The 17,836-nt window shown below is 74.7% G+C and carries 12 protein-coding genes, 1 tRNA gene and 1 pseudogene; 4 read left to right on the top strand and 10 right to left on the bottom strand.

The window, feature by feature from the left end; all coding sequences use genetic code 11:
• Nucleotides 1–780: DUF2510 domain-containing protein (locus tag IF37_RS46085; RefSeq protein WP_030750079.1), on the bottom strand; the 780-nt coding region annotated here is incomplete at its 3' end.
• 233 nt (nucleotides 781–1,013) lie between these two features.
• Between IF37_RS46085 and IF37_RS0131050 the strand changes: the two genes are divergently transcribed.
• Nucleotides 1,014–1,427, top strand: coding sequence for an SsgA family sporulation/cell division regulator (locus IF37_RS0131050; protein WP_030750082.1), 414 nt, complete (start codon nucleotides 1,014–1,016; stop codon nucleotides 1,425–1,427).
• Between the two features lie 115 nt (nucleotides 1,428–1,542).
• On the opposite strand, the gene IF37_RS0131055 is transcribed toward IF37_RS0131050, so the two are convergent.
• On the bottom strand, nucleotides 1,543–2,949 hold the full coding sequence (locus IF37_RS0131055) for an FAD-binding oxidoreductase (RefSeq protein WP_030750085.1): 1,407 nt from the start codon (nucleotides 2,947–2,949) through the stop codon (nucleotides 1,543–1,545).
• 92 nt (nucleotides 2,950–3,041) lie between these two features.
• On the opposite strand from IF37_RS0131055, the gene IF37_RS0131060 reads away from it, so the two are divergent.
• Nucleotides 3,042–4,508, top strand: a complete 1,467-nt coding sequence (locus IF37_RS0131060) for a tetratricopeptide repeat protein (RefSeq protein WP_030750088.1) — start codon at nucleotides 3,042–3,044, stop codon at nucleotides 4,506–4,508.
• Nucleotides 4,509–4,517: 9 nt separating this feature from the next.
• Here the strand turns inward: IF37_RS0131060 and hppD are convergent, their stop codons facing one another.
• A complete protein-coding gene (hppD, locus tag IF37_RS0131065) occupies nucleotides 4,518–5,666 on the bottom strand; it encodes a 4-hydroxyphenylpyruvate dioxygenase (protein WP_030750091.1) in 1,149 nt (382 codons plus the stop codon).
• 122 nt (nucleotides 5,667–5,788) lie between these two features.
• On the opposite strand from hppD, the gene IF37_RS0131070 reads away from it, so the two are divergent.
• The gene (locus IF37_RS0131070) at nucleotides 5,789–6,259 is read left to right on the top strand and encodes an Lrp/AsnC family transcriptional regulator (protein ID WP_030750093.1); all 471 of its coding nucleotides are present in this window, start codon (nucleotides 5,789–5,791) and stop codon (nucleotides 6,257–6,259) included.
• Nucleotides 6,260–6,264: 5 nt separating this feature from the next.
• Here IF37_RS0131070 and IF37_RS0131075 read toward each other — a convergent pair whose 3' ends face one another.
• The 4 genes from IF37_RS0131075 to IF37_RS0131095 all read right to left on the bottom strand — a co-directional run bounded on the left by IF37_RS0131075 (nucleotide 6,265) and on the right by IF37_RS0131095 (nucleotide 11,632).
• Nucleotides 6,265–7,056, bottom strand: coding sequence for a S16 family serine protease (locus IF37_RS0131075; protein WP_030750096.1), 792 nt, complete (start codon nucleotides 7,054–7,056; stop codon nucleotides 6,265–6,267).
• Between the two features lie 102 nt (nucleotides 7,057–7,158).
• Nucleotides 7,159–7,800, bottom strand: a complete 642-nt coding sequence (locus IF37_RS0131080) for an IclR family transcriptional regulator (RefSeq protein WP_030750099.1) — start codon at nucleotides 7,798–7,800, stop codon at nucleotides 7,159–7,161.
• Nucleotides 7,801–8,092: 292 nt separating this feature from the next.
• Nucleotides 8,093–9,892 carry a DEAD/DEAH box helicase gene (locus IF37_RS0131085; protein WP_030750101.1) on the bottom strand — a complete coding sequence of 600 codons (1,800 nt, stop codon included), beginning with the start codon at nucleotides 9,890–9,892 and terminating at the stop codon, nucleotides 8,093–8,095.
• 309 nt (nucleotides 9,893–10,201) lie between these two features.
• Nucleotides 10,202–11,632, bottom strand: coding sequence for an MFS transporter (locus IF37_RS0131095; protein ID WP_030750103.1), 1,431 nt, complete (start codon nucleotides 11,630–11,632; stop codon nucleotides 10,202–10,204).
• Between the two features lie 176 nt (nucleotides 11,633–11,808).
• Here IF37_RS0131095 and IF37_RS0131100 point away from each other — a divergent pair.
• A tRNA-Cys gene (locus IF37_RS0131100) sits at nucleotides 11,809–11,883 on the top strand.
• A gap of 67 nt (nucleotides 11,884–11,950) precedes the next feature.
• Here IF37_RS0131100 and IF37_RS0131105 read toward each other — a convergent pair.
• The 3 genes and pseudogenes from IF37_RS0131105 to IF37_RS43915 all read right to left on the bottom strand — a co-directional run.
• A complete protein-coding gene (locus IF37_RS0131105; protein WP_030750106.1) occupies nucleotides 11,951–13,093 on the bottom strand; it encodes an SUKH-4 family immunity protein in 1,143 nt (380 codons plus the stop codon).
• Nucleotides 13,094–13,275: 182 nt separating this feature from the next.
• Nucleotides 13,276–15,585: a xanthine dehydrogenase family protein molybdopterin-binding subunit gene (locus tag IF37_RS0131110; RefSeq protein WP_030750110.1), complete on the bottom strand. Its 2,310-nt coding sequence runs from the start codon at nucleotides 15,583–15,585 to the stop codon at nucleotides 13,276–13,278.
• Nucleotides 15,582–17,825 (bottom strand): annotated as a pseudogene (locus IF37_RS43915) (2Fe-2S iron-sulfur cluster-binding protein); the annotation flags it as partial. The gene IF37_RS0131110 and the pseudogene IF37_RS43915, both read right to left, overlap by 4 nt.
• Between the last annotated feature and the right edge of the window lie 11 nt (nucleotides 17,826–17,836).

The following is a 17,836-nucleotide window of genomic DNA, read 5'->3' on the forward strand; positions in this document are numbered from 1 at the left end:
CGACTGGGGTCCCTGGGCCGCGGGCGGGGTCTGCGGGACGGCGGCGCGGGCGGCGGCGGGCTTCCCGGCTCCGAAGCCGGAGTCCGCGGGCGCGCCGGCCGGTCCCTGGGCGCCGAAGCCGGCCGGACCGCTCTCGCCGCCGGAGGGGCCGCCGGGGCCGGACGGTACGGGGCGGAAGGTCATCGTGCCGTCGTCGGCGGGGGGCGCCGCCGGGCCGGGGATCGGGCGCCGGAAGACGAACGTGCCGGGGTCCGGGGCGCCGTCCCCGGCCTGGGGGACGGTCGCGGGGCCGTCGGCACGGGCGGCGGCATGCCCGTCGGACCCACCCGGCGCCTGCGCCGGCACGCGCGGATCGACTGCCCGGGCACCCGGTCCGGGCTGCCCGGGCAGCCCCGGCCGGTCGGAGTGGCCCGGCTGAAGCGGCTGGCCCGGCTGGACCGGCTGGCTCCACTGCGCCCCCTGGGCCGCCTGCCCGCCCTGGGCCGCCTCGGGCCAGGACCCGCCCTGCCCGCCCTGCCCGATCGGGCCCGCGTCGCCCGGTCGGTCCGGCTGCGGCGGGTCCTCGTCGAAGAAGTGGGGGCCCGTCTCCTCCACGGACGGGACGTCCGGCCGCGCGCCGGGCGGCGGGCTGAGCGACTCGCCGTCCCGCGGCGCCGGACGGCTGGTGCCGGGCACCCAGGAGGCGCCGTTCCAGTACCGGACGTAGCCGGGGATGGACGGGTCCGGGTAGTAGCCCTCACGGGGCCTGTCGTCTCCGGGTGCCGGGGTTGGGGCGCTCATGTCCGTCGTCCCGTATCTGCTCGGGGGTGGTATGGGGGGCTCCACATCTATCAGACCCGGCGGTCCCCCACCGCCAGTCCCGCCGGACCCACCCCTTTCCGGGCAATGCCGCACCGGCTCCCCGGACCGGTGCGAAGAATTGCCGAGGGACCCGCGTAATGGCCCGGCCGCCGCCCCCTCTCCCTGGTGCGGGGCCGGTCCGGACGGCCCCCGGCGGAGAGGAGACACAGGTCATGCGGCACACCGAGGTGGAGCGGGAACTGGAGCTGGAGCTGATCCTCTCGCCGGAGCACAGCGTCCCGGTGCCGGCCCGGCTCAGCTACCGCTCCGACGACCCCTACGCGGTCCACATCGCCTTCCACATCGACTCCGAGCACCCCGTCACCTGGACGTTCGCCCGCGACCTGCTGGTGGAGGGGGTGTTCCGGCCGTGCGGGGGCGGCGACGTACGGGTGTGGCCGACGAAGGCAGGCGGGCGCGCAGTCGTCCTGATGGCGCTCAGCTCGCCGGACGGCGACGCGCTGCTCCAGGCGCCGGTCCCGCAGGTGTCGGCGTGGCTGGAGCGGACGCTGCGGACGGTGCCGCCGGGGGCGGAGGGCGGGCGGCTGGGCCTGGACGAGGCGCTCGACCAGCTGCTGGCCCGGTGAGCCCCAGCAGTCTCCTTCGAGACCCCTTCGACTCCCCCGAGTCCCGTGAGCCCCGGAGGCCCCGGGCGTCGGGCGGGTCCGGCGGCGGTCCGGCGGCGGTCCGGCGGGTCCGGGTTCAGAACAGCTTGCCCGGGTTGAGGAGGTCCAGTGGGTCGAAGGCCCGCTTCACCGCCCGCTGCATCTCCACGCCGACCGGTCCGATCTCCCGGGCCAGCCACTCCTTCTTCAGCACGCCGACCCCGTGCTCCCCGGTGATGGTGCCGCCCAGCTCCAGACCGAGGGCCATGATCTCGTCGAAGGACTCGCGGGCCCGGCGGGACTCGTCGGGGTCGCGGGCGTCGAAGCAGACGGTGGGGTGGGTGTTGCCGTCGCCGGCGTGCGCGCACACCCCGATCGTCAGGCCGTGCTCCGCGGCGATCCGCTCGACCCCGTCGAGCATGGCGCCGAGCTTCGAGCGGGGCACGCACACGTCGTCGATCATCGTCGTGCCCTTCACCGCCTCCAGCGCGGTCAGCGAGAGCCGCCGGGCCTGGAGCAGGAGTTCGGACTCGGCCGCGTCCTCGGCGGGGACCACCTGGGTGGCGCCGGCCGCCTCGCACAGGGCGGCGACGGCGGCGAGGTCGGCGGCCGGCTCCGGGGTGTCGAAGGCCGCCAGCAACAGCGCCTCGGTGGTCTCGGGCAGCCCCATGTGGGCGAGGTCGTTGACCGCCTTGACGGTCGTACGGTCCATCAGTTCGAGGAGGGACGGCACGTGACCGCCCGCCATGATCCGGCAGACGGCGTCGCAGGCGGCGGTGGCCGAGCCGAACTCGGCGGCCAGCACGAGCTGCCGGGGCGGCTTGGGCTTCAGCGCCAGCACCGCCCGGACGACGATGCCGAGCGAGCCCTCGGAGCCGACGAAGAGCCGGGTCAGGTCGTACCCGGCGACGCCCTTGGCGGTGCGGCGGCCGGTGGACATCAGCCGGCCGTCGGCGAGGACGACGTCCAGGCCGAGGACGTACTCGGCGGTCACGCCGTACTTGACGCAGCACAGGCCGCCGGAGGCGGTGCCGATGTTGCCGCCGATGGTGCAGGTCTCCCAGCTGGAGGGGTCCGGCGGGTAGTGCAGGCCGTGTTCCTCGACCGCGCGGGACAGGACCGCGTTGACGACGCCGGGTTCGACCACGGCGATCCGGTCGACCGGGCTGATCTCCAGGATGCGGTCCATCTTGGTGAGGGACAGCACGATGCAGCCGTCGGTGGCGTTGGCGCCGCCGGACAGACCGGTGCGGGCGCCCTGCGGGACGACGGGGACGCGCAGCTCGGTGGCGGTGCGCATGACGTGCTGGACCTGCTCGACGGTGCGGGGCAGGACGACGACGGCGGGGCTGCCGGCCGGGCAGAAGCTCGCCATGTCGCGGCCGTAGGAGACCGTGACGTCGGGGTCGGTCAGCACGGCCTCGGGCGGCAGGCCGGCCAGGAGCCGGTCGGTGAGGTCGCCCGTGTGGGTGTCGCGCGGTGCTTCGATGCGGCTCATGATCACAGCGTGTCACTCGCGGCCATCGGTGTGAACCCCGCCCGCGCCGCCCTTGGGCCACCCGGATGTGCTCGTCATATTGACGCACAGTGAGCGCCATGGACAACCGACAGTGCGTGGGTACGTCCCCGGTCCCCGAGCCGCCGGCGCCGCGCCGGTCCCGGCGGGTGCTGCGGCGGATGCTGGTCGCCGCCCTGGCGGGCGGGGTCGCCGTGGGCGCGGCGCTGACGCTGCTGCCGGGGGAACGGCCGCAGCGGGCGGCCGCGCCGCCGGCCGCGGGTCCGCGGGCCCAGAACCGGAGTCAGGCCCTGACATCGGTGACCTACGGGGTGCCGGCGGCCCTGCCCGGGCTGACGGCGCTGATCGGGCGGCAGGAGCAGCGGGTGCGGACGCGGCCGGGGGACGCCCGGGCCTGGGCGGTGCTCGGGTCGGCGTACACGGAGCGGGGGCGCAGGACGGGCGACGCGGCGGACTATCCGCGGGCCGAGCGGGCGCTCGGGACCTCGCTGGAGCTGCGCGGCACGCGGAACACGGAGGCGCTGGACGGGCTGACCGCGCTGGCGCTGGCGCGCCGGGACTTCCCGGCGGCGAAGGAGTACGGCGAGCAGGCGCTGAAGGCGGCGCCGAAGCGGTGGTCGGCGTATCCGGCGCTGATCGACGCCTACACCGGGCTCGGCGACTACACGAAGGCCCGCTCGACGCTGGACAAGCTGCTGGGGCTGCGCACCGACGCGGCGGCGCGGCCGGCCGTGCGGGCGCGGGCCGCCGCGGTGTACCGGGACCGGGGCTGGCGCGAGGACGCGGTGGCTCAGCTGACCGACGCGGCGGCCGCCGCGCGCACCCCGGCGGAGCGGGCCGCCTGGCTGGCCGGGGTCGGCCAGTTGGCCTGGGAGCGCGGGGACCTGCCGGACGCGCTGCGGCACTGCGAGGCGGCGCTGCGGATCGATCCCGACCAGCGGGCGGCGGCGGCCGGGCGGGCGCGGACGCTGGCCGCGCTGGGGCGCACCGAGGAGGCGCTGGCCGCGTACCGGGCAGTGGTCGCGCAGCGGCCGGACCCTGCGGACCTGCTGGAGCTGGGCGAGCTGTACGAGGCGCTGGGGCGGTCGCAGCTCGCCGAGGACGGTTACGCGCGGATGCGGGCGGCGGTGCGGGAGTCGGTGGCGGGCGGGGTCGACGAGGAGCTGCTGATCGGGCGGTACGAGGCGGACCACGGGGACCCGTGGGAGGCCGTGGACCGGCTGCGGGAGGAGTGGCGGCGGCAGCCGGGGATCGAGGTGGCGGACGCGCTGGGCTGGGCGCTGCACCGCACGGGTGAGGACCAGGAGGCGCTGACCTACGCGGCCGTGGCGACGGACAAGGCGAAGGGCGGCGGGGTGCGCAGCGCGCTGTACGCGTTCCACGTGGGGGTGATCGAGGCGGAGCTGGAGCGGTACGGCCCGGCGCGCCGGCATCTGGAGGAGGCGCTGCGGATCAACCCGTACTTCTCGCCGCTGCGGGTGCCGGCGGCCCGGGAGGCGCTGCGGGAGCTGGGCGACGTCCCCGACGAGCCGCCGCCCAGCGAGTGAGGCCCGCCGTTACAGGTTGCCCCGCTTCTCCTGCTCGCGCTCGATCGCCTCGAACAGGGCCTTGAAGTTGCCCTTGCCGAAGCCCATGGAACCGTGCCGCTCGATGATCTCGAAGAAGACGGTCGGCTTGTCCTGGACCGGCTTGGTGAATATCTGGAGCAGGTAGCCGTCCTCGTCGCGGTCGGCGAGGATCTTCAGCTCGCGCAGGGTGTCGACGGGCACGCGGGTCTCGCCGACCCACTCCCCCAGCGTGTCGTAGTAGGAGTCGGGGGTGTCGAGGAACTCCACGCCGGCCGCGCGCATGGTGCGCACGGTCTGCACGATGTCGTTGGTGTTCAGCGCGATGTGCTGGCAGCCGGGGCCGCCGTAGAACTCCAGGTACTCGTCGATCTGGGACTTCTTCTTGGCGATGGCGGGCTCGTTGAGCGGGAACTTCACCTTCAGGGTGCCGTCGGCCACCACCTTGGACATCAGCGCCGAGTACTCGGTGGCGATGTCGTCGCCCACGAACTCCTTCATGTTCGTGAAGCCCATGACCTTGTTGTAGAACCCGACCCACTCGTTCATCCGGCCGAGTTCGACGTTGCCGACGCAGTGGTCGATGGCCTGGAAGGTGCGCTGGGCGGGCGGCTCGACGATGGGCGCGGCGGCGGTGTAGCCGGGCAGGTAGGGGCCGTCGTAGCCGGAGCGGTCGACCAGGGTGTGGCGGGTCTGGCCGTAGGTGGCGATCGCGGCGAGGACGACCGTGCCGTGCTCGTCCTTCAGCTCGTACGGCTCGGCGACGCTGCGCGCGCCCTGCGCGATGGCGTAGGCGTACGCGGCGCGCGCGTCCGGCACCTCGATGGCCAGGTCGATGACGCCGTCGCCGTGCTCGGCCACGTGCTCGGCGAGGAAGTGGCCCCAGGAGCTGCTCGGCTTGATCACCGAGGTGAGGACGAAGCGGGCGGAGCCGTTCTCCAGTACGTAACTGGCGGTCTCGCGGCTGCCGTTCTCGGGGCCGGAGTAGGCGACCAGTCGCATGCCGAAGGCGGTGGAGTAGTAGTGCGCGGCCTGCTTGGCGTTGCCCACGGCGAACACGACCGCGTCCATTCCCTTGACCGGGAAGGGGTCGTCCTGCCGGGCGGTCGTGTCGGGAGCGTGCTGTGTGGTCTGCGTCATAGCGGAAGGGTGGCCCCGCCCTGCAAGGTGCGCAATAGTTCGCGAATCTGCTGGGCAGTCTGCTTAGCGGAGCGACCGCTTCGGCGGTCTTTCTGTACAGGATGACCATCACTGGGGGACCCGTGGCGATCGATCATCTGGACGGGCGGATCATCGTGCTGCTGGCCGAGGAGCCGCGCATCGGTGTGCTGGAGATGTCCCGCCGGCTGGGGGTGGCGCGGGGCACGGTGCAGGCACGCCTGGACCGGCTCCAGTCGAACGGGGTCATCCGGGGGTTCGGCCCGCAGGTGGACCCGGCGGCCCTGGGCTATCCGGTCACCGCGTTCGCCACGCTCCAGATCCGGCAGGGCCAGGGTCCGGACGTGCGGGCGTACCTGGCGACCGTGCCGGAGGTGCTGGAGCTGCTGACCACGACCGGCAGCGGGGACATGCTGTGCCGGCTGGTGGCCCGCTCGAACGCCGATCTCCAGCGGGTGATCGACCGGGTGGTCGGTTTCGACGGCATCGTCCGGGCCTCCACGGCGATCGTCATGGAGGACGCCGTCCCGCTGCGGGTCATCCCGCTGGTGGAGCAGGCGGCCCGGGACGCCTGAGGCCCTCAGCAGGCGGGGACCGTGCCCTTGCCCTTCTCCAGGGCGACCAGGGAGTCGACCGCGCCCTTGAGCGTGGTCACCGGGACCAGCCGCAGCCCCTTGGGCAGTTCGGCCTTGGCGTCGGCGCACTCCGCCTTCGGGACCAGGAAGACGGTGGCGCCGTCCCGGTGCGCGGCCTGGGTCTTCAGGGCGACCCCGCCGACCGCGCCGACCTTCCCGTCGGCGTCGATCGTGCCCGTGCCGGCGATGGTGCGGCCCCCCGTGAGGTCGCCCCCGCCCCCGTCGCCGTCCAGCTTGTCGATGATCCCCAGGGTGAACAGCAGCCCGGCGCTGGGCCCGCCGACGTCGGCCAGCTTCAGCTTGACCCGGACCTGGTCGGCGCTGAGTCCGAGGTACTTCAGCGCCGCCTGGGTCGCCGCGTCCTGGGACTGCCGCATCTGCGCCCTGTTGTGCTCCTCGGCCTCCTTGACGCTGCCCCCGCTGGGGTAGACCGAGTCGCGCGGCATGACCGCCCGGTCGGTGCGGAACCAGTCGCCGATCACGTCGCCCACGGAGACCCGGGCGTCCGGTCCGGTCGCCACGATCGTGACCATGCGCAGCTGGCCGCTCGTCCTCCGGGTGGCCGCGCCGGAGACGGTGATCACCGGGGTGCCCTTGTTCTCGCCGAGCACGTTCGCCGTCGGGCCGGGCTGTGCCAGGGAGAACGGCAGCGGCGCGAACGCCGCCGTGGCGAGCAGGGCCACGACGGGCAGCGCGCAGACGGCGAGGGCCTTGGGGCGTGAGAGACGAGAGAGCACGAGGTCAATCTAACGCGAGCGCCGGCCGGCGCCCCGGGCCGCGTAGGAGGTCCAGGCGCGGGCGGGCACGCGCCGGGAGGTCGTCGCCCGGGCCGGACGGGTTCAGCGCAGCGCCTCCGCGACCTCGCGGGCCGCCTCGACCACCCGGTGTCCCACCCGCTCCGGCACGGCGTCCACCAGCATCACCACGCCCACGCTGCCCTCGATGCCCGTGACCCCGACCAGCGGTGCCGCGGCACCGCTCGCCCCGGCCTCCAGTTCCCCGTGGGTGAGGGTGTAGCCGGGGTCCGCGGACGGCGTCCGCCGCGCGGCCAGGATCGCCCGGCCCGCGGCCCCCCGGTCCAGGGGGTGCCGGAAACCCGGCCGGTACGCCACGTGGTAGTCGGTCCACGTCGGTTCGACCACGGCGACGGCCAGCGCCTCCGCGCCGTCCACCAGCGTCAGGTGCGCCGTCGCCCCGATGTCCTCGGCCAGCGACCGCAGCGCGGGCAGCGCGGCCTCGCGTACCAGTGGGTGCACCTGCCGGCCGAGGCGCAGCACGCCGAGTCCCACCCGGGCCCGGCCGCCCAGGTCGCGGCGTATCAGGGCGTGCTGTTCGAGCGTGGCGAGCAACCGGTACACCACGGTCCGGTTCACGCCCAGCTTGGTGGACAACTCGGTGACGGTCAGCCCGTGGTCCGTGTCGGCGAGCAGCTTGAGGACGCGCAGTCCCCGGTCGAGCGTCTGAGAGGTCTCCGCGGTCACGACGCCCCTTCGGCGGTGAGGTGGGCGACCCCCGAGCGGCGGATGCGTCACCGAGTCCCGTCGGAGACGCGCTTCAGAGGCCGCCGATCGGCAGGACGGCCCCGCGGCTCGCGGGCCGGGTCGCTTCACGGCTGCGCTCCGCGGCGGCGCTGCCACGGGGCGTGTGCGTAGCGGGACAGTAGCGAAGCGGGTTCGCTGAGCGGAAGTCTCCGTCCAGAATCCGGGCAAGACCCGTTCCGGCCTGCCTGCATTCGTCCGGATACGCACACGGCCACCGTGCCGGGACGGCCGCTCATTTCATGCGCGTGGCCCACTCCTGGACCTTCGCGATCCGCTGCCGGAGCTGGCCCGCCGTCGCCTCCGCGCTCGGCGGACCGCCGCACACCCGCCGCAGCTCGGTGTGGATCACACCGTGCGGCTTGCCGCTCTGGTGCACGTACGCGCCGACCATCGTGTTGAGCCGCTTGCGCAGCTCCATCAGCTCCTTGTGCGTGACCACCGGCCGCCGCTCGGCCGGCAGTTCCAGCAGATCGGCGTCGGTGTCCGGCTTCTTCCTGCTGTGCGCGATCTGCCGGGCCTGCCGCTTCTGGAGCAGCATCTGCACCTGCTCGGGCTCCAGCAGCCCCGGAATCCCCAGGTAGTCCTGCTCCTCCTCGCTCCCGGGGTGGGCCTGCATGCCGAACTCGGCGCCGTCGTAGAGCACCCGGTCGAAGACGGCGTCGGACTCCAGCGCCTCGAAGGGCAGCATGTCCTGCTCGCCGGTGTCCTCGTCCTGCTCCTTGTTCGCCTCCTCCATCTCCTTCTCGGATTCGGCGTACGGGTCCTCCTCGCCCTCCTTCTTCGGCTTGTCCAGGGCGTGGTCCCGCTCCTTCTCCATCTCGTTGGCGAAGGTCAGCAGGTCGGGCACGGTCGGCAGGAACACGGACGCGGTCTCGCCGCGCCGCCGGGACCGCACGAAGCGTCCGACGGCCTGCGCGAAGAACAGCGGGGTCGAGATGGTGGTGGCGTACACGCCCACCGCGAGCCGCGGCACGTCGACGCCCTCGGACACCATCCGCACGGCGACCATCCAGCGGTCGTCGCTCGCGCTGAACTCGTCGATCCGGTTCGAGGCGCCGGTGTCGTCCGACAGCACCAGCGTCGCCTTGGTCCCCGTGATCTCCCGGATGAGCTTGGCGTAGGCGCGTGCGGAGTCCTGGTCGGAGGCGATGACGAGGGCGCCCGCGTCCGGGATGGCCTTGCGGACCTCGGTGAGCCGCCGGTCGGCGGCGCGCAGCACGCTCGGCATCCACTCGCCGCGCGGATCGAGGGCGGTGCGCCAGGCCTGGCTGACCGCGTCCTTGGTCATCGGCTCGCCGAGCCGGGCGGCGACCTCGTCACCGGCCTTCGTGCGCCAGCGCATGTTGCCGCTGTAGGACAGGAAGATCACCGGCCGGACGACGCCGTCGGAGAGGGCGGAGCCGTAGCCGTAGGTGTAGTCGGCGGCGGACCGCCGGATGCCGGCGTTGTCCTCCTCGTACGTCACGAAGGGGATGGGGTTGGTGTCGGAGCGGAACGGCGTGCCGGTCAGCGCGAGCCGCCGGGTGGCGGGCTCGAACGCCTCCAGACACGCCTCGCCCCAGGACTTGGAGTCGCCGGCGTGGTGGATCTCGTCCAGGATCACCAGGGTCTTGCGCTGCTCCACCCGGTTGCGGTGCAGCATGGGCCGGACGCCGACACCGGCGTACGTCACGGCGACGCCGTCGTACTCCCGGCCGAGCGGGCCCGCGCTGTACTCGGGGTCGAGTCTGATCCCGATCCGGCCCGCGGCCTCGGCCCACTGCTTCTTCAGGTGCTCGGTGGGCGCGACCACGGTCACCTGCTGCACGACGTGGTGGTGCAGCAGCCATGACGCCAGCGTCAGCGCGAAGGTGGTCTTGCCGGCGCCGGGCGTGGCGACGGCGAGGAAGTCGCGCGGCTGCTCCTGGATGTACTTCTCCATCGCCCCCTGCTGCCAGGCACGCAGCTTGCTGGCGGTACCCCAGGGGGCCCGGCCGGGGAAGGCGGGCGAGAGGTGGTGGGAGTGCGCGGAGGAGGGGGCGGTGGTAGTCACGGTCTCCGTGGATCAGGGTCGGGCGGCTACGTATGACAACCGGGCCACCCTACCGGCGCCGTCCTCCGGCCGACGCGCGAACGAGCCCGGGACGCCCGCGGTTGGGAGCCACGTCACAGCGGCCCCGACCGCCCCGGGATCACCGCCGCCTCGCCCCCCTCCCCGGACGCCCCGTCGCTGACCAGGCCGTACGCCGCGCCGTGCATGCCGTGCCATGTCCCTGTCGGCGTCCCGTCCGGCGTCCCGTCCGGCCGGGCGGGACCTCGCCGCTCACCGTCCGTGCTCACCGTCCGTGCTCACCGTCCGTGCTCACCGTCCGTGCAGGCGGCGGGTCACCCAGGCTCCGGCCAGGGCCACCACCGCCATCGGCAGGAAGACGGCGGCGAAGGCGGCGGGGTGGCCGGCGGTCGTGCCGGTGGTGGTCGCGGTGCTGCCGCCGCCCAGCGCCGCGAAGGCCGCGCCGGTCACCGCCAGCAGGACGACGTTGGCGAGGGCGTCGGAGATCTGGAGGGCGGCGGAGTTGGCACCGGCCTCCTCCGGGGCGGACAGCTTCAGCAGCAGCACGCTGGTGGAGGAGATCACCAGCCCCATCCCGAAGCAGCCGACGCCCCAGGCCACGGCGACGGTCCAGACGGGCACGGAGTGCACCAGCACGCTCGGCGCGGTCACGATCGCGGCGGCGGCGAGCACCATCCCGACGGTCATCAGCCGCTCCCGGTGGCGTGCCACGCCCGGCCGGGACTGCACGAACGAGCCCAGCGCCCAGGTCACCCCGCCGGCCGCCAGGGAGAACCCGGCGAGGGTCGGCGACAGCCCGCGCTGGGTGACCAGCATCAGCGGTACGAAGGACTCGGCGACGATGAAGGACCCCGCTGCCAGTCCGCGCAGCAGCACGACGGAGGGCAGACCGCGGGCGGCCCGGTAGGTTCCGCGGGGCAGCAGCCCGCAGACGGCGGGCACGAGCAGCACGGCACCGGCGAGCCCGGGCAGCACGGAGAGCGGCCGCAGGTCCTGGGCGGCGTACTGGAGCAGTCCGGCGCCGAGGGAGATCCCGAGCGCCAGCCGGATCCGCCGCCGGTCGAAGGCACCGGCCGTGGCCTCCTCGTCCACCGGGCCCGACGCCCGCCGGCGTATCCGGGGCAGGGCGAGGGCGAGCGGGAACACCACGAGGACGGGGATGCCGAGGAACACCCAGCGCCAGCCGAGGTGCTCGGTCACGGCACCGGAGGCGAGGGGGCCGACGATGGACGGCACCACCCAGCCCGCCGCGAAGGCCGCCATGATCGCGGGCCGCAGCCGCTCCGGGTAGGCGCGCCCGACGACGACGTACAGCGCCACGATGACCAGCCCGCCGCCGAGCCCCTGCACCGCCCGGCCGAGGATGAACACCCACATGACCTGCGCCGTGCCGGCCACCAGCAGGCCCGCGGCGAAGGCGGCGATGCCTCCGGTGAGCGCGCCCAGGGGCCCCCGGCGGTCGGACCACTGGCCCGCGAGGACCATGCCGAACAGGCTGGTCGTGAAGTACCCGGAGAAGGCGAACGCGTACAGCGCCAAGCCGTCCAGCTCCCGCGCGGCCACCGGCATCGCCGTCCCGACGGCGGTCGCCTCGAAGGCGATCAGCACCACGACGGACACGATCCCCACACTGAGCGCCCGGTACGCCCGGCCGAGTACGCCGTCCTCCTGGTCGGCGGCTGGACGCAGGACGGCGGGGTCGTGGGATTCGAGGGCACTCATCCCGTCAGAGTAAGGCCCGCAACCGAGTCCTGCCCCTGTCAGGAGTCCCGCTCCTCCTCCGCCGTTGGTCGTACGCCCGGCGGCGCATCATGAACGGCGTATGGCAGTCACGTTGCGGCCCCGCCGCCCCTCTTGAGCCCCCGCGCAGCGGCCCCGTACGTTCGTCTCACGCACACGGCCGTGTGCCCGAGTGGTTGAGGGACTCGCCTGCAAAGCGAGTTACGCGGGTTCGATTCCCGCCACGGCCTCCACGCAGGCCAGGGGCGGCACCTTCTCGGGTGCCGCCCCTGGCCTTTGAGCTGACCGCACTCGGGACATTCACCGTGTCTGGAGGTGTTCCGTCCAGTAGTGCCAGGTCGTGGTGGGCAGGGTGGCGGTGGGGTCCAGGGTGGTCAGGGTGTGGATCAGGGCCGTGACCAGGTGGTCGTAGGTGTGGGTCGCCAGCTCGTGGCCCAGGTGGGCGTCGATCGCGCGCTCGTGGTGGATGAGCCAGAGCGTGACGGCCAGGGTGGAGACGTCGGTGTTGAGGGGATGCAGGGTCGCGTCCGGTTCGCTGAACGTCAGGACCGCGCCCGTCCTGCCGTCGACCACCAGGCTGGTGTCCGCCGGCAGCCGGCCGAGGCGGATCAAGTGGTCGCAGTGGGCCGGGAGTTCCCCCAGGGGGTAGTCGGGGCGCTCCTCGGTGAAGTACTCGCGCAGCGTCGGCAGGGGGACGTCCGTGTCCGCGCGGAAGAGGACCGCCTCCTCCGGCAGCCCCGTCTCGCGCAGGAAGCGGCGGGTGGGCTCGTGGGTGAGCGTCGCCGGGAAGTCGACCTCCTCGAAGCGGACCACCCTGCCGTGCCCGAACTCCTGGTCCAGGACGCGCGCGGGCAGGTCCAGGGTGAGCCCCGACGCCGTACCGGGGCCGGCGACCAGGGCGAGGGGACGGATCAGGGCCGCCGCCTTCCAGTACGGCGGGACCGCGCCGTTCGTGTCCTCCTCGAAGAGGGTGAGGAGGCGGCGGGACGCCTCGGCGACCGTCTCGGGGCCGTAGCGGCCGGCCAGGGAGGCGAACCGGCCGCGCAGGCCGGCCAGTTCCTCGGTGACCGCGGCGAAGCGCAGCAGCGTGGTCAGCGAGGGCGCGAAGGGGCGCGGGTCGGACGGGTCGAGGAGCGAGGCCGTGGTGATCTCGCCCGTCGCGCCGTCGAGCAGGATCGACTCGCGGTGCAGGCCGGCCGGGGTGAGGAGTTCGCCGATCACCAGGCGACCGCGCAGCTCCTCCGCCAGGCGGAAGGGGCCGTCGGCGGCGTCGGCGAGCGTGCGCAGCCCGTGGGTGCGCAGCGGGGAGAAGGTGAGCAGGTCGGTCTCGGCGGGCAGACCGGCGCCCGTGAGCAGGCCGCGCGTCGGCGCGTGCGTGACGAAGCGGTCCAGCTCCGCCTCGGTCAGCGTGATCGCCGGAACTTCGGCGTCGGTCGTGCTCATCGCTCCCCCGCGGTCTTCCCCGTGTGTGGCGGGCGTGCGCACACCCTCGTACGCGGCCCCCGGGCAGGTGCCCCACCGCTCAGCACACTACGCCGCCCCACTGACAACGGCCCTCGGTCAGGGAGACGCCGGACGGGCCGGTGGCGTTGCCCGGCCTAGGGGACGCCCGGGGCGGGCGGGGGTCAGCGGTCCGTGACCACCGCCGCCTGCGGGCGGATCGGGAGGCGGTTGACCGGGCGGCCGGTGGCGGCGCGGACCGCGGAGGCGACCGCCGCCGGGGCCGTCACCACCGGGACCGCGCTGACCGACTTGGCGCCGAAGGGCGCCACCACGTCCCGCTCCTCGACCAGTTTCACGATCCGGATGTCCGGCGCGTCCAGTGCGGTCGGCAGGGCGTAGCCGGTCAGGTCCGGGTGGCGGACCAGGCCGCGGGGCGCGCGGAGGTTCTCGGTGAGGGCGATGCCCACGCCCTGGGTGACGCCCGCCTCGATCCGGGCGGCCAGCTGGGCGGGGTTGAGGACGCGGCCGACGTCCTGGGCGACCGCCAGCTCCACCACCCGGACCGAGCCCAGCTCCACGTCGACGTCCACCACCGCGCGGATGGCGCAGAACGCGAGGCTCACGAAGGCGTCGCCCTGGCCGGCGGCGTTCAGCGGCTCGGTGGGGTGCGGGCGGCACTGGGCCGTGGCCCACAGCTCCTTGCCCTCCAACGCCTCGGTGACGGTGGTGGAGAGCACGCCGTCGTAGGACGTGATCTTGCCGTCCGTGATCTGGAGCAGCTCGGTCGACATGCCGAACTTGTGTGCCAGGGGCTGCAACAGCTGCGCGCGGACCATCTTCGCCGCGCGCTCCACCGCACCGCCCGACACCCAGGTGTGCCGGCCCCGGCAGCCGGCGCCGGCCGGGGGCTGGTCGGTGTCGACGGGCGCGACGTGGACCTCTTCGATGCCGAGGGTCTCCTGGACGATCTGCCGGGCCAGCGTGGTGAAGCCCTGTCCGGTCTCCACCGCCGCGCACAGCACGGTGGCCACGCCGTCGTGGACCTTGACCGTGGCCGTGGACACCTCGTCGGTGCCCTCGGCCCCCAGCATGTGCACCATGCCCAGGCCGTAGCCGACGCCCCGGCGCACCGCGCCCGGTTCGCCCGCTCCCTCGGGGCCGCCGGGCAGCAGCCACTCGTCCTCGGGGGCGTCCTTGGGCAGGGTGGGCAGCGGGAAGTCCCGGACCGCCTGGAGGAGTTCGGCGACCGGGGCGGGGCAGGTCACCGTCTGGCCGATCGGCAGGACATCACCGGTCGCCAGGACGTTGCGCAGGCGCAGCTCGGCCGGGTCCACGCCCAGTTTCCTCGCCAGCTTGTCCATCTGCGCCTCGTAGGCGGCGCACACCTGCATCGCGCCCTCACCGCGCACATGGCCGGAGGGCGGGTTGTTGGTGCGGACGGCCCAGCCCTCGATGAAGGCGTTCGGGACGACGTAGGGGCCGCAGGCGAAGGAGACGGCGGCGGCCAGCGCCTCGGCGGAGGTGTCGGCGTACGCGCCCGCGTCCAGCAGGATCTGCGCCTCCACCTTGACCAGCCTGCCCTCGGCGTCGGCGTGGTGGCGGTAGCGCAGCAGGGTGGGGTGCCGGTGGACGTGGCCGAGGAAGGACTCCTCGCGCGTGGCGGTGAGTTTCACCGGGCAGCCGGTCCTGAGCGCGAGCAGGCCGAGCGGGAGCTGGAAGCCCTGGTCCTCGCGGTCGGCGGTGGCGCCGGGCACCCCGGTGACGACGATCTTCACCCGGTCGGGTGACAGGCCGTAGCAGGCGGCGGCGGTGTTGCGGTCGGTGTGCGGGTCGGTGGAGGCCAGGTACAGCTCCACCCCGCCGTCGGGCCGGGGTACGGCGAGCCCGGCCTCGGCGCCGATCGGGGCGGGGTCCTGGCGGCCGATGCGGTACAGGCCCTCGACGACGACCTCGCCGGCCGCCTCCGGGTCGCCGTGGTGCAGCGGGATGTGCCGGATCAGGTTGCCGTCGGGGTGCAACGGCTCCGCCTCGAAGGCGTGTTCCGGGTCGGTGACGGGGTCGAGGACCTCGTACTCGACGATGACGGCGGCGGCGGCCATCCGCGCGGTGTCCGGGTGGTCGGCGGCGACCGCGGCGATGGGCTCGCCGTGGTGGCGTACGACGTCGGAGGCGAACACCGGCCGGTCGGGGACGCCCCGGCCGTGGCGGGGCGTGCCGGGCACGTCCGCGTGGGTGATGACGGCGCGGACGCCGGGCATCTCGCGCGCGTGGGTGGTGTCGATGGAGACGATGCGCGCGTGCGCGTGCGGGGAGCGCAGTACGGCCGCCCACAGCAGGCCCTCGGCCCACAGATCGGCGGCGTACGGGAAGGTGCCCTCGGTCTTGGCGCGGGCGTCGGCGGGCGACAGGGAGACACCGAGGCCGTGCGGCGGCGCCTCGGCCGGGGGGGCGGGCTCCGCGGCGGTGATCGCGATGCCGGCTTCGTTGCTCACGCCTGGCCTCCGTCCTGGCCGTAGTGCTGGTCCTGCGGTCCCGGAGGCGTGCCGTACGCGTCCGGCGTGGCGCCGTAGCCGCCGTCGCCCTGGGGGTCCGCGTAGCCGTCGGGGGCGGTTCGCGGGGCGGCGAAGGCGCCCGGCGCCTCGAACGCCGACGGGTGGACGCCGCCGGAGCCGGGGCCCGCCTGGTGCGGGATGCGCGCCTCGTCGGCGTCCGTCCCGGGACCCGCGTGGGACGCCTCGCGCTCGGCGACGACCTCCTGTACGGCCTCCAGGACGCCCCGGTAGCCCGAGCAGCGGCACAGGTTGCCGCACAGGGCCTGCCGGGCCTCCAGCTCGGTCGGCGCCGGGTTGCCCTCCAGCAGGTCGTGCACGGTCATCGCCATGCCGGGCACGCAGAAGCCGCACTGCACGGCGCCGCACCGGGCGAGCGCGCGCTGCACGTCGGAGGGCTGTCCGTCCACGGCGAGCCCCTCGACGGTGCGCACCTCGCTGCCGGCCGCGGTGACCGCCGGGACCAGGCAGGAGGCCACCAGGCGGCCGTCGACCTGCACGTTGCAGGCGCCGCACTCGCCCTGCGAGCAGCCGTCCTTGGCACCGGCGAGGCCGAGCCGCTCGCGCAGCACGTACAGCAGCGATTCACCGATCCAGGCGTCGGTGACCGGCCGGTCGGCGCCGTTGACGCGCAGGACGTAGGAGGCGAGGGGGTGGTCGTCGTGCGGCGGCGGGACCACGGCGGCCGGGTCCGCGCCTTCCTCGGGCGCGGCCTCCGCCACGACGGCGCCGGCGGCGGGCTGCGGCTGCGCGTCGGCGGGCTCCGGGTGTCCGGGCGCGTCGGCGGACGCCGGGTCGCCCGGGGTGGCCGGGGCGGTCGCGTCCTCCGGAGCGGTCGGGGCGGCCGGAGTGTCGGGTGCGCCGGGGGCGCCGGGGTCCTCGATGGTGACCGGACCGGCCGTGGCCGCCGCTGTGACGGGCTCGGACGCGGTCTCCGGGTCGGTGGGCCACTCGTGGTCCGCGGGGACGTCAGCGGGCCGCTCGGGGGCTTCGGCGAGGTCGTGCGCGGCGGCTTCGGCGGGGTCGTGCGCGTCGGCACCGGCCACGGCGGGGTCGCGCGCGTCGACGCCGGTCACGGCAGAGTTCTGCGTGTCAGCTCCGGCTACGGCGCGGTGCGGCGGCACCGGCTTCGGCCTCCTGCGCCGGACCGACCGGTTCGGCGGACGTGTCACCGTCACCGTCACGGTCACCGTGACCGTCGCCGTCATCGGCGTGAGCGAGCCCCGCCGCAGCGTGCGCGACATCCGCGTGCGCGACGTCCGCGGGCCCGGCCTCCGGGTGTCCGGCCTCGGCGTGCTCGGCCTCCGCCTCCTCGGCCTCGGCGTGCCCCGCGGCCGGGTAACTCCCGTCCGCGGGACCGGCGTCCACGTGCCCGGCGTCGGCGTGAGCGTTCTCGGCGTGCCCGGCGTCCGCGTAACCGTCCTCGGCACCCCCGGCGTCCGCGTGACCCGCCTCGACGTGACCGGCGTCGGCGTACCCGTGCTCCGCGTACCCGGCGCCCTCACGACCACCGTCGCCGTACCCGGCACCCTCGTGACCACCGTCGTACCCGGCCCCCTGGTGACCGCCCTCGGCGTGTCCGTCGCCCGGGTAGCCGGTCTCCGTCCGGACGTCCCCGGCGTATCCGGTGCCGTAGCCGTTCTCCGGGGCGCCGCCCGCCGGGTGCGCGCCGGTGTGGTCGGGCGCGGCCGGCCGGTCCCACACATGGCCCGCGCCGTCCGTCGCCCAGGGGGCCGGGGCGCCGCCGGGCAGCGTGGCCGGCGGTGTGCCGCCCCACTGCTCGACCAGCGAGGACGTGGTGTACTCGCCCGACTCGTCCGGGAGGTCGCCGCCGGCGACGGGGATGGACCACTGCCCGGTGACGTCGTGTCCCGGGGCGGCCGGGGCCGGGGGCTCGTCGTAGGTCCACTGCTGGGTGGCGGCCGGCTGGTACGTGAACCGGTCGTCCGCGGCCTGCGGCACGCCCTGCGCGGCGTTCGGGTCGGGCCACTGGGCGCCGCCCTCGGGCGCGGGCCAGCCGCCCTGGGCGCCGTCGGGGTGCGTGGCCGTGATCGGCGGCGGCACGTAGCCGTGTCCGGGCGCGGCCAGCGGGCTGTCACCGGACAGCAGGGCGTCGATGCCGCCCTCGGGGAGCTCGACGAAGGCGGTGGCGCCGTCGTCGTAGTCGCCCTGGGGCAGCGGATTCCAGCGTCCG

It is taken from the genome of Streptomyces sp. NRRL S-31, assembly GCF_000718775.1.
Classification (GTDB): Bacteria; Actinomycetota; Actinomycetes; order Streptomycetales; family Streptomycetaceae; genus Streptomyces.